This window comes from Clostridium tarantellae, from assembly GCF_009295725.1.
Lineage (GTDB): Bacteria > Bacillota > Clostridia > Clostridiales > Clostridiaceae > Sarcina > Sarcina tarantellae.
In genome coordinates, this window is the sequence record NZ_WHJC01000082.1 from 1 (window position 1) to 12,688 (window position 12,688).

Consider the following 12,688-nt stretch of genomic DNA (forward strand, 5'->3'; position numbering starts at 1 on the left):
GTATATCTGATGAATTAGAATATAATAAATTTACAAAAAAATAACTTTTTATATTAAAATCCAATTAAAAGTTATACTATAAATTTATATTATAATTTTTAATTGGATTTTAAATAAATTATTTTAATTACTTCTTATGGAAAAGTATTGACTTTTTCCAATGATTACAATATCATTATATTAAAGTAATAAAATCATATTAAAAGGGAGTAGTTACAAGTTATAATATCAACATCGCGGCATTTAGCCTGGTATTATACACCAATTTTTTTGGTTACAAGACTTTTAATATAATCTCAATTTTTTTGTAATTTTTGAGATTATATTAAAGGTCTTGTTTTTTTATACAAGAATATTATAATAGGAGGAAATTTTATGAAAAATGCATATGAAAAATCTAAAGAAGAATTAATGACCATGTTAAATGTGACTCCTAATGGATTGACCAATGAACAGGTTAAAAATTTAAGGGAAAAATACGGTTATAATGAAATTCAAGAAGGTAAAAAGAAAAGTACTTTTACTGTTTTTTTAGAGCAATTTAAAGATATGTTAGTAATTATTCTTTTAATTGCAGCTACTATTTCAATGTTTTTAAATAATATTGAAAGTGCAATAGTAATTTTTGTTGTTGTAATAATAAATGCAATTTTAGGCACAGTACAACATGTTAAAGCTGAACAATCCTTAAATAGTTTAAAAGCACTATCTGCTCCTGCTGCTAAGGTTATAAGAAATGGTAACAAAACGGAAATCCCTTCTCGTGAAGTAATGGTAGGTGATATTGTTTATTTAGAAGCTGGTGATTTTGTTGCTGCTGATGGAAGAATTATTGAAAATTTTAGTTTACAAGTTAATGAAAGTTCTTTAACTGGTGAATCTGAAAGTATATTAAAAAGTGATGAAATAATTCATGGTAATGATATTCCTATAGGAGATAGAAAAAATATGGTTTACTCTGGCAGCCTTGTTACTTATGGTAGAGCTGTAGTAATAATAACTGCTATCGGAATGAATACTGAGCTTGGTAAAGTTGCTCAACTTTTAAAAGATACTAAAGAAAAGAAAACTCCTTTACAAATAAATCTTGATAACTTCGGTAAAAAACTTGCTATAGTTATATTAATAATTTGTGGTGCTGTTTTCATAGTGAATATAATTAGAGGTCAAGCTATTATTGATTCATTTATGTTTGCTGTTGCTTTAGCTGTTGCAGCAATTCCAGAAGCTTTAAGTTCTATTGTAACTATAGTTCTATCTTTAGGAACTCAAAAAATGGCAAAGGAACATGCTATAATTAGAAAACTTCAAGCTGTTGAAGGTTTAGGTAGTGTTTCTATAATATGTTCTGATAAAACAGGTACTTTAACTCAAAATAAAATGACTGTTAAAAAATTATATGCTAATAATAGAATTTTTAAGGCAACAGAATTAAATCTAAATAATAATATTGAAAAAGACTTATTATTTATGAGTTTACTTTGTAATGATGCTGTTACTACTCCGGAAAAAGAATTAGGTGATCCAACTGAAGTTGCTCTTATAAATCTTGGAGAATTGTATAATTTAGATGAATTAAAAGTAAGAGATGATTATCCAAGATTAGGTGAAATACCTTTTGATTCTGATAGAAAACTAATGAGTGTAGTTTATAATTTAAATGGAAAAAATATACTTGTAACTAAAGGTGCTTTAGATGTAATGCTTAATAAAGCAACTCATATTAAAACTATTGATGGAGTATTTCCTTTAACATCCAAAGAAAAAGAAAGTATAGAAAAAGTAAATAAAAGTTTTTCTGAAAAAGGTCTTAGGGTTTTAGCTTTTGGTTTTAGAGAAATTTCTCATACTGATATAAACATAGAAGATGAAAATAACTTAACATTTATAGGCTTAATTTCTATGATGGATCCTCCAAGAGAAGAATCTGCTAAAGCAGTTCAAGAATGTATTAAAGCAGGTATAAAGCCTATTATGATAACAGGTGATCACAAAATTACAGCTTCTGCTATTGCAAAGCAAATAGGCATATTAAAATATGATACTGAAGCTATTGAAGGGCGTGAACTTGATAAATTAAGTGATAAAGAACTTAAAGATGTAGTAGAAAAATACTCTGTATATGCTAGAGTATCTCCAGAACATAAAATAAGAATAGTTAAAGCTTGGCAAGAAAAAGGTAATGTAGTTGCTATGACAGGTGATGGAGTTAATGACGCTCCAGCATTAAAACAAGCTGATATAGGTGTTGCAATGGGTATAACCGGCTCAGAAGTTGCTAAAGATGCTGCATCTATGGTATTAACTGATGATAACTTTGCAACTATTGTAAAAGCTATATCAAATGGTAGAAATATATATACTAATATCACAAATGCAATTAAATTTTTACTATCTGGTAATACAGCTGGTATTTTATCAGTTTTATATGCTTCTATATTAGCTTTACCAGTTCCATTTGCTGCTGTGCATCTTTTATTTATAAACTTACTTACTGATAGTCTTCCTGCTATAGCTTTAGGGTTAGAACCTCATAACAATGATGTTATGAAAGAAAAACCTAGAGATGTAAAACAATCTATATTAACTAAAGAATTTATAACTAATGTATTTGTAGAGGGATTAATTATAGGTATTGTTACAATGATAGCCTTCCATATTGGTTTAAAAGAAAGTGGTTCTATGCTAGCAAGTACTATGGCCTTTGCAACTTTATGTCTATCAAGGCTTGTACATGGATTTAATAGTAAATCTACACATCATGTATTATCTAAAACTGCTCTTTTAGGTAATAAATATTTATGGCAAGCTTTTGGAATAGGTTTCCTATTATTAAATGCTGTTTTACTTATTCCTCCATTAAGAGTAATATTTGAAGTAGAACCTCTTACACTTACAAATTTATTTATAATATATGGACTTTCACTTATTCCATTTATAATAATACAAGGATTTAAATTTTTACATCATTCATTTGAAAGAAAAGAATCAATAGAAAATTCTCCTAAAGACAAAAAAGTTAAAGAGAAAATTGCTTCTTAATTTTAATTTTTATACCAACTAAGATTATTAATTTTCTTAGTTGGTATTTTATAAAATAAAATATGAAAAAAGTAGGCGATTTCATGGAAAATTTAACTACATTAATAAATATAATAACTAATTTAATTGGAGTTATGGGCTATACTGGTATAACTATAGTTGTTGCATTAGAATATACTTGTATTCCTATACCTAGTGAAGTTGTTCTACCTTTTATTGGAATAGCTACTTCTCTTGGAGAATTTTCATTAATTGGTGCTCTATTTTTCAGCTTATTAGGAGGTTTAATAGGCTGTATAATATGTTATTATATTGGATATTTCGGTGGTATACCTTTAATGAATTTCATAGAAAAAAAATTTCCTAGTACTAAAAAATCCATTAAAACTTTAAATATTTGGTTTTTAAAATATGGAAAATTAGCTGTATTAATTGCTAGAGTTTTACCTTTCATTCGCACTTATGTATCTATTTTAGCTGGTGCTGAAAAATTAAAATTAAATATATTTTTAATGTATTCATCTATAGGAATATTTCTATGGAATGGTGCATTAATTGGTTTAGGATATTTTTTAGGTGATAATTTTAATACTATAACCAATTTAATTGGCAAATATAGCTTATACTGTATTATAATTGTAGGTTTGTTAATAATATTATTATGGTATTTAAAGCATAAAAAGAAAAAAAATAATTGATTCTTCCATTTTAATAAGCAGGTGATTTTATGGAACATATTAATGAAATAGTAAATATAATAATAGCTTTTATTGGTCAATTAGGTTATATTGGTATTTATATTATAGTTACTTTAGAATATTCTATTATACCTATTCCCAGTGAAATTGTTCTTCCTCTTCTAGGCTTTTCTGCTTTTCATGGAGAATTTAGTTTATTAGGTGTATTAATTTGCAGTACTTTAGGAGCACTTACAGGCTCTATTCTTTGCTATTCAGTTGGATATTTCGGTGGTAATTGTCTTATTAATTCTATAGAAAGAAGACGACCAAAAAGTACAAAAATATTTAAAGATTTGAAATTTTGGTTTTCTAAACATGCTAAAATAACAGTTCTTTTAGCTAGAATTATTCCTATGACTCGTACTGCTGTCTCTATTTTAGCTGGGGTTGAAAGACTATCTTTAATAGTTTATATTACCTACACTTCTTTAGGAATACTATTATGGAATGGAACTTTAATTTTAGCTGGTTACTTTATAGGAGATAATTTAACTGTAATATCTTCTTTAGTTAAAAAATATAACATTTTATGTATTCTAATTTTAAGTATAATTTTAATAATCTTTCTTTACTTAAAATTTAAAAAGAAAAAAAATAATAATTAAAATTTTTAAAATGCTTATTATATAAAAAATTAAATGTTGCTTATATAATAAGCATTTTTAATTACTTTTAATTATAAAATTCAAAAAATCCTAGTATAATTTATAATTTACCTTTTTTTCTATATTTATCTGATTTAAATGCTATATTTATAATTGTTATTATCATCATAAAAACATAAAGAAATATAAACATTCCTAAAGATATTTTACTAATTCTTGTCATATAAAATATAGAAATTAATATTCCTAAAACCCCCATTGCCATAAAGTTATTTCCTATTAAATCACATAATACTTTTCGATCATCTTTTTGTTTATCAAATCCAGATATCACACCTATAATTTGTTCTTTTTTAATTTTTTTTCCTATAAAAAAATTAAATACTCCTAATAAAATAAAAATCAAACTAGTAATTAAATTATTCATAAATTCTCCCTTCAACAAAATCAAACCAACATTTTTTTCCATAATAAGCATATTATACACTTTTAACATTTGTAAATAAAGTGTATTTATAACTACTCCATTGCATATAAAGTATAAAATTTAAATTCCCTCTTAATGTAAACATTTAATTGTGTTATACTGTATTTATTGTATAAGGATTTTAAAGTTTATTTCTAAATTATTTAAATACCATATCATTATAAAGCTTTTTTCAATATGTTTTCACATTATTAAATATGTAAATATAAGTTTTTAAACATCTTAAATTTAATTAATCTAAATAGAAAGTTTATTAAAATAACACACTAAATATTCAAAGGAGTAAGTAATTATGGAAATTAATAAAGTCTTTAAAGACATTGTAATAATAGGATCAGGCTTAGCAGGATTAACTGCTTGTAGTGAATTGCAAAATAATAATATAGATATAGGTATAATAACTACTGGTGATACTTGTCATGGTGCTAGTTTTCACCCAAATACCTGGGGTCTTGGCATGGTTTATGCTGAAAATGAAGAAGATAAAAAAGATTTTATAAAAACTATAGGAGATGTAGGAGGTAACATTAATAATGAAAGTCTTACAAAAATATTAATAAATAATGCAGAAAAAGAAATTTTAAATTTATCTAATTTAGGAGTAAATTTAAAAAATTCTCTTAATAATGAATTGGTAATTCCTTGCTATGATTATAAAGGACGTGTATGGAAAGGATTTGATTTTACTTCTGCTAAAAATATTTTTAATAATTTATTTTCAAAAAAAAATGTTCAATTATTTAATCATTGTACTGTATTAGATATTTTTAATTTCAACGACTCTAGTAAAGGTTTACTAATGATAGATAAGGATGAAAACTTTACTTTTATTCGTTGTAAAGCATTAATAATAGCAAGTGGTGGTTATACTTCTTTATATAGCAATAGTTTTTCATTAGAAAAAAATACTCCTATAATACATTATTTTGCTGAAAAACTTGGTTGTAAAATGATTAATTTAGAATTTATACAATTTATCCCTACTAGTTATTGTAATAAATATAAAGCTGTATTTAACGAAAGAGCTTACCAATACATAACTTTATTAAATAAATATGGAAGTGATGTTATTCCTTTAAAGGATAAACATTACTTAAAAAAACGTTCTACTTACGCTCCTTTTACTTCTAGAATGGATTGTAAAAATATTGATTTTCATATTTTTAAAGAGAATGTTAAAAGTGATGAAAAAGTATATTTTTATTATCCTGATAACATAGAAACTATTAATGATACATTAATATATAATTATTTTAAATGGCTTAAAGATATGTATGGAGATATTAATGAAAAAATTTATTTAGTGCACTCCGCTCATGCTTGTAATGGCGGAATAGAAATAAATGAAAAATCTGAGTCCTCTGTTTCTGGAATATTTGCTTGTGGTGAAGCTACTGGTGGAATACATGGCTCTGATAGAATAGGTGGACTTTCTACTGTTGGAGCTATGGTTTTTGGTAGAATTGCAGCTAAAAATGCAAAAGAACATATTAAAAATAAAAAAATTGATAATACTATAGATATTTTTCCTTATATTGATGATTTCTTTAAAGATGTATTAAAAATAGATGAATTAAAAGCAAAAGAAGCTATAAATTATGTTCGTTCTTCTTTATATGATAATACTGCTATAATAAGAAATAAAGAATCTCTTGAAAATCTGAAAATTAATTACTCTAAATTAATGAGCAATCTATATTATAATAGTAATTTTACATTTAATGAAAATTTCAATAAAAAATATATAATAACTAAAATACAAGCTAAAAGCTTTTTAAAATTTGGACAAACATTATTACAATCCATGATTAATAGAGAAAATTCTTTAGGGAGTCACTACATTGAAAATTAATTATATTATAAAAGCTTAAATAAAACTTAAAAGCTAAAAAGAGATAAAAATATTTCTTTTTAGCTTTTTTTTAATAAACTTTTATCTTTGTTTTTTCATTTGATTCATGAATTCATTATGCATTTGTTCCATAAAAGACATATAATTTTTAAAGAAATTATCTACATCATTAGCGCATTGGCAAACCTCTGCTGGCTTAGTTGGAGTTGTTGGTACTGGTTTTACCACTGGATTCTTTGGTAACATACTTGGTGGCATTGAATTTAATGGTGATGCATTTTCATCACCTGATAAAGGTTGCTTATCAACATATACTCCAGGTGACCAAATAGTTCCTGATAATGTTACTGTTAAATTAAGAATATCACTAAAAGTTTCATTATAAATTTCTGACCAATTTCCTATACCAATAGCATCTGCTTCTATTGTAAGATTTATATCTGTAGCATCACTAGGTAACATAATTTTCCTAACCATTCCCAGATAAAATTTTCCAGTTTTCAATATAAAATTTTCTTCTCCAACAGAGTATCTAATAGAAAATCTTGTTAAAAATCCTCCGTTATTTACAACACTAAATGCAGCTACTGCTGCCGAATTTGTTTCTGTTATTACATAATAAGTTGGATCCCACATAGTTCCTGTTAATTCTAAATCAATTACTCCTGCCTGTGTTAAATGATTATTATAAATTGGTACCCATTCGCCACTCATATTAGCCACTGATACTTGTACATAAATATCATTAGCATTTCTTGGTATTGCAATTTTTTCGCTGCCAAAAAGTTGAATTGTATTAGAATCTTCATTGTAAAATTCTCCATTCAACTTATATTTCAAAGTAAAATATGCAATAAATCCTCCCATATTTCTTATATTTACATATCCATCTTTTAAAATATTGTTTGCTACTGGCTGTATTGGTTGAGGAGGATTAGTATTCATAGGCATTCCATTTACAGGTACACTATTAAGAGGAACGTCCATATTTTCTGTTTCTTGTTTTTGAACATCTATTGCTGGTGCAAAAACAGTTCCTGATAATGTTATTATCAAATTAAGAGTATCTTTAAAACTTTCTGAATAAATAGTTGACCATCTACCAAGCCCTGTTGAATCCATATCTATAGTAATACTAATATCCTGTGCTCTATTAGGTAACATAGTAGATCTAGTCATTCCTAAATAAAAGTTTTCACTATCTAATGAATATAACATACCATTTAAATGATATTGAATATTATATTTTATAGTAAAAGCACCATTATTAATAACTTTAAAAGTTCCTGCTGGTTTTTGTGTTTCTGTTATAGCATAATAATTAGGTTCCCATATAGTTCCTGTTAACTCTAAATCAATTACTCCCATATTATCTAAATGATTATTATAAATTGTAAACCATGAATCAGCTGAACTTGCAATAGATACCTTTACATATATATTATTAGCCTCTGCTGGTATTTCTATTTTTTCACTTCCAAAAAGTGTAATAATATTACTTGTCTTTTTAATCTGTTGACCACTTAACATATAGTCAACTTCAAACATTGCAATAAATCCACCCATATTTCTAATATTTACATATCCAGTATTTAAAATATCAGTTTGATTCATATCTGTAAACATAAAATTCACCTATTAAAATAAAAGTCAAGATTTCTCTTGCTACTTTAATATATGATTATTAAGTAAAGATGGTTACTTAATATATATTTTATTTCTACTAACTATTGTTATCTATAACTTTTATTCATTATATCCACTGTTTCTTCATAGCTAAGTATATATGGATCTGCATAAAATAATCCTCCCATAGTATCTCTAGCATTTTGACCCATATCTTCTATTTCTTCTTTTTTTATTCCATAAGAAGACATTTTCAAATTATCTACTCCACACTTTTTTTGCAATTTTTTTAATGCTTTAATAAATGCTTTAGGTTTATCTTCATCTTTTAATGAATCTACATCTTCTCCCATAGCTTTTGCCATGTCTATAAATTTATCTGGAACTTTATTCATAAAAAATTCATAATATGCTTCAGATAACATAATTAAACCTGCACCATGTGGTAAATTATTATGAAATGCACTTAATGCATGTTCCATAGAATGTTCTGATGTACAACTAGACGTAGATTCTACTAAACCAGAAAGTGTATTAGCTAAAGCTACTTTAGTTCTTGCTTCTATATCTTCACCATTTTCAATAACTTTTGGTAAGTATTTAGTCAATAATTCAATACTTTTTAAAGCATAAAGATCACTAATAGGGGTAGCTACTGAAGCAATATACCCTTCTGTAGAATGAAATAATGCATCAAACCCTTGATAAGCTGTTAATTCTTTTGGTACAGTCAGCATAAGCTCTGGATCCACTATAGAAATTTTAGGAAATGTTTCCTTTATTCCAAATCCTATTTTTTCTTTTGTTTTTTCATTAGTAATAACTGTCCAAGGATCTGCTTCTGTTCCAGTACCTGCGGTTGTAGTTATTGCTACTATTGGCAGTGCTCCATTTTTAACCATTTTTCCTTTTCCACTTCCACCTATAATATAATCCCAATAATCTCCTGGATTTTTAGCCATAATAGCTATACTTTTAGCAGAATCTATTGTACTTCCACCACCTAATCCTAAAATAAAATCACACTTATTCTCTATAGCTAATTTTGCACCTTCTTGAACATGTTGTTTAATTGGATTACATAATATTTTATCAAATACACTAAATTCTACATTATTCATATTTAATAAATTTTTAACTTTATCCAAATATCCATTATCAACCATAGCTCTTCCTTTGGATATTACAATTAAAGCTTTTTTTCCCGGTAATTCAATCTTACCTAATTCTTCCAACTTGCCTTTTCCAAACAATATTTTTGTAGGTATATAATAATTAAATTCCATTTTTACCCTCCAGTAAATTTTAAATTATAATTATCTATATGCTAAATAAATTATTATTTAGTATATCCAAAATTTACTTTAATATTAAAATTTTATTAAAACAAAAAAATTTTAAATTTATATTTATCCATATATTAAAAGACCTTCTAAATTAAAATACAAATTTAAAAATAATGCACTTTAATTTTAGAAGTTCTTTCTTTCTATAATTCTTCCTCCCACCATGAAAAGGACAAATTTATTTCTTTTTCTAAAGATGTTGGCTCAATTAAAAGTAAATATGATCCACCTGGAGGAATTATATATTTTCCATTTAGTTCTCTAGATAAAGTAGATTGTGCTGAAACTATTTCTATAGAAGGATTAACCCCCTCTTTAGGTTTATTATTTAAATTATTTGAATATTTCAAATTACATCTATTTACATTGTTGGAATGTGTAAAATCTGTAGATATAACTTGCTCTTCCTTTTTTCCTAATTTAATAAAATTAGTATTCACCCAAGTTTCTACTATTATTTTACCTTTAGTAAAATTAGTTATAATTTCATTATCAATTAAAAGATTTACTTTTGATTTTATAGGATTTTCTATGCCACCCCACAAATATTTATTATGTGCAATTCCATTTAATATAATTTTACCTACAAAGTGTTTATAATTTTTTTTATTAACTATATTATTTTTAGAAATTATTTTTAAATTCTCTAATTTTTCTATCCACATATTATATGGATCATGTCCTTTACTATCATAATAATCTTCCTTACTGCCACAATATCCTTCTTGAACATTATAATAGTATGGTCCATTACTCATAACGTACACTTCCTTTGTTAATAAAATTAAACTTTATATATTTTATTCATTTAGATAATGTAACGTTACTATTAAAAACTTATTATTAATTAAATAAAATTATTTTAAATTCTTAAAAGTATATTATTTATATCTTCACTGACTTTTAATCTTTCTGAATATACCCATTCTACCTGAAAATTTAATCCAAATATTTTTGAAAAAGAATAATACATATTTATTTTTTGATAATAAAGTTCTAATTCATCTAAAGCTCCAGTATAACATTCTGGTTTTGTTAATTTATCATATTTAAATAAAAATAATTCCTCTACATAATTAATAAATGTTTGCATTAAATCTTCTCTAGAAACATCAAAAGGAACTTTTAATAAATCCCATTGAAATTCTTCTTTTAATTTGTATCTTTTTAATTTATCTAATATAATTAAATACTCACTTACATCCATTTTTCTATAATAATCTAATTTTTCTTCCCTAGTACTCCATAAAGCTAATTTTTCATTTAAAGGTAAACTTTTTATTTTTAATATAGCTTCTGAAGGAGCAATTACTGCTTCTAATATTTTTTCATCCTCTTCTAGAATTTTATCATTTATAAAACTTTGAGTGTCTCCCACTGAAGCTACATATCCAACTTCATATATACCTTTTCTTCCCGCTCTTCCAGCTATTTGTTTCACTTCTTGAGAAGTTAATTCTCTTATTTCCTCTCCATCAAATTTTTTTATTGATAAAAATATTATTCTTCTTATAGGTAAATTTACTCCCATTCCTATTGCATCTGTAGTTACAAGTACTTTAGTTTCCTTATTTATAAACTGTTCATATTGCATTTTTCTAACTTCTGGTGGTAAATCTCCATATATTACAGATGTTTTTATTCCTTTATCTGAATATTGTTGTGCAATTTCTAAAACTCTTTTTTTTGAAAAAACTACTATTGCATCTCCTTCTTGCACATTATTATAATTAAATTTATTATATTCTACTTCTAAAGGAACCATTCTTTTATATTCTATAAATTCATATTCATCTTCACAATCTTCTATTATTTTTTTTAAAATATACTTAGAATTTAAAGCACCACATATATGTATTTCTTTGCATTTTAATCCTAAAAGTGCTCTAGTCCAAGCGGCACCTCTTTGACTATCATTAATCATTTGAATTTCATCAATAACAGCTACATCAAACTCATCTTTTATATTAAGCTTTTCTATGGTACAAGATATATGAGTTGCATTAGGAATATTTATTTCTTCTTCTCCTGTATATAAATTACATAAAACTCCTTGTGAATTTAATTTTTCATAATTTTCTAAAGCTAAAATTCTAAGGGGTGACAGATATATGCCTTTATCAGCGCTTTTTAATCTTTCAATAGCATTATAAGTTTTTCCTGTGTTAGTTTCTCCTAAATGTATTATAAACTTTCTTTTTCTTACTCTAGCTGATCTATATTCATTTTTAGGATTATCAGGAAATTTTTCTTCAAACTCTTTTGAAATCACTTTTGGAATGTGATGCTTAGTTAATACAGTCATAAAACCTGAATTTATAAAACTGTTATGGTTTGCTCTTATAACTTCGTAAAATTCAAAATTAGTTCCATTTTTTTTATTATAATCATCTAATAATCTTTTAGATATATATTCTAACAGTGATTCATATCTTTCATATAAACTTTTAAAGTCTTTAAATCCTTCATTTTCTATTTCTTCAAGTAATCTTATTTTTTTTCTTACAGCTGATTCATGCTCATATAAAGCACCTAATTTAGAGTTATGAGCTATTTCTTCTATTTGATTAATTTGACTTTTTAATTTTTTAAACTCTCTTTGTGCTGCATTTTTTTTCATGTTTTTCCTCCATATTATTTTTTCATATCAACCTTTACACTATATTTTTTATAAATACTCTTAAATATTTGAATTTTTTTATTATCTATAAAAAAACATAATATATAGTATTTATATTTTTCAAAAATTTATTCTCTCTTCCTATATTACCATATTTTAATATATATTTAGTTTAGTAAATAATTTAACTCTTAAAAATATATTTTATTAAGAACCACATTAATAAAACTCCCATAAACCTTACTTCATGAGAGTTTTTCTATACATAAATTAAATTTATACTTAATTCATACCTTATATTTTTTTAAAATAAGCACCTTACATCATTAGGTACAAAACCACCAGGTTTTATGGTGCTATTCTATAAAAC

At 25.2% G+C, this 12,688-nt stretch carries 9 protein-coding genes; 4 read left to right on the forward strand and 5 right to left on the reverse strand.

Going from position 1 to position 12,688, the window contains the following annotated elements:
* The first annotated feature begins 375 nt into the window (after positions 1–375).
* The 3 genes from GBZ86_RS07375 to GBZ86_RS07385 all read left to right on the forward strand — a co-directional run bounded on the left by GBZ86_RS07375 (position 376) and on the right by GBZ86_RS07385 (position 4,387).
* Positions 376–3,042 (forward strand): cation-translocating P-type ATPase, encoded by a 2,667-nt coding sequence (locus tag GBZ86_RS07375; RefSeq protein WP_152889232.1) that lies wholly within the window; start codon positions 376–378, stop codon positions 3,040–3,042.
* A gap of 83 nt (positions 3,043–3,125) precedes the next feature.
* Positions 3,126–3,740, forward strand: a complete 615-nt coding sequence (locus GBZ86_RS07380; RefSeq protein WP_152889234.1) for a DedA family protein — start codon at positions 3,126–3,128, stop codon at positions 3,738–3,740.
* A 29-nt stretch (positions 3,741–3,769) separates the two neighbouring features.
* Positions 3,770–4,387: a DedA family protein gene (locus GBZ86_RS07385; protein ID WP_152889236.1), complete on the forward strand. Its 618-nt coding sequence runs from the start codon at positions 3,770–3,772 to the stop codon at positions 4,385–4,387.
* 100 nt (positions 4,388–4,487) lie between these two features.
* Here GBZ86_RS07385 and GBZ86_RS07390 read toward each other — a convergent pair whose 3' ends face one another.
* The gene (locus tag GBZ86_RS07390) at positions 4,488–4,814 is read right to left on the reverse strand and encodes a hypothetical protein (RefSeq protein WP_152889238.1); all 327 of its coding nucleotides are present in this window, start codon (positions 4,812–4,814) and stop codon (positions 4,488–4,490) included.
* 352 nt (positions 4,815–5,166) lie between these two features.
* Here GBZ86_RS07390 and GBZ86_RS07395 point away from each other — a divergent pair, with 352 nt between their 5' ends.
* Positions 5,167–6,726, forward strand: a complete 1,560-nt coding sequence (locus GBZ86_RS07395) for an FAD-binding protein (RefSeq protein WP_152889240.1) — start codon at positions 5,167–5,169, stop codon at positions 6,724–6,726.
* Between the two features lie 81 nt (positions 6,727–6,807).
* Here GBZ86_RS07395 and GBZ86_RS07400 read toward each other — a convergent pair whose 3' ends face one another.
* From GBZ86_RS07400 to GBZ86_RS07415, 4 genes are all read right to left on the reverse strand, one after another.
* Positions 6,808–8,352: a hypothetical protein gene (locus tag GBZ86_RS07400; RefSeq protein WP_152889242.1), complete on the reverse strand. Its 1,545-nt coding sequence runs from the start codon at positions 8,350–8,352 to the stop codon at positions 6,808–6,810.
* A gap of 107 nt (positions 8,353–8,459) precedes the next feature.
* The gene (locus tag GBZ86_RS07405; protein WP_152889244.1) at positions 8,460–9,638 is read right to left on the reverse strand and encodes an iron-containing alcohol dehydrogenase; all 1,179 of its coding nucleotides are present in this window, start codon (positions 9,636–9,638) and stop codon (positions 8,460–8,462) included.
* A gap of 203 nt (positions 9,639–9,841) precedes the next feature.
* Positions 9,842–10,456, reverse strand: coding sequence for a DUF6143 family protein (locus GBZ86_RS07410; RefSeq protein ID WP_152889246.1), 615 nt, complete (start codon positions 10,454–10,456; stop codon positions 9,842–9,844).
* 104 nt (positions 10,457–10,560) lie between these two features.
* A complete protein-coding gene (locus GBZ86_RS07415) occupies positions 10,561–12,318 on the reverse strand; it encodes an SUV3 family DEAD/DEAH box RNA helicase (protein WP_152889248.1) in 1,758 nt (585 codons plus the stop codon).
* Between the last annotated feature and the right edge of the window lie 370 nt (positions 12,319–12,688).

Coding starts and splice junctions, on each gene's coding strand:
- GBZ86_RS07375 (WP_152889232.1), top strand. CDS start 376: ATGAAAAATGCATATGAAAAATCTAAAGAAGAATTAATGACCATGTTA.
- GBZ86_RS07380 (WP_152889234.1), top strand. CDS start 3,126: ATGGAAAATTTAACTACATTAATAAATATAATAACTAATTTAATTGGA.
- GBZ86_RS07385 (WP_152889236.1), top strand. CDS start 3,770: ATGGAACATATTAATGAAATAGTAAATATAATAATAGCTTTTATTGGT.
- GBZ86_RS07390 (WP_152889238.1), bottom strand. CDS start 4,814: ATGAATAATTTAATTACTAGTTTGATTTTTATTTTATTAGGAGTATTT.
- GBZ86_RS07395 (WP_152889240.1), top strand. CDS start 5,167: ATGGAAATTAATAAAGTCTTTAAAGACATTGTAATAATAGGATCAGGC.
- GBZ86_RS07400 (WP_152889242.1), bottom strand. CDS start 8,352: ATGTTTACAGATATGAATCAAACTGATATTTTAAATACTGGATATGTA.
- GBZ86_RS07405 (WP_152889244.1), bottom strand. CDS start 9,638: ATGGAATTTAATTATTATATACCTACAAAAATATTGTTTGGAAAAGGC.
- GBZ86_RS07410 (WP_152889246.1), bottom strand. CDS start 10,456: ATGAGTAATGGACCATACTATTATAATGTTCAAGAAGGATATTGTGGC.
- GBZ86_RS07415 (WP_152889248.1), bottom strand. CDS start 12,318: ATGAAAAAAAATGCAGCACAAAGAGAGTTTAAAAAATTAAAAAGTCAA.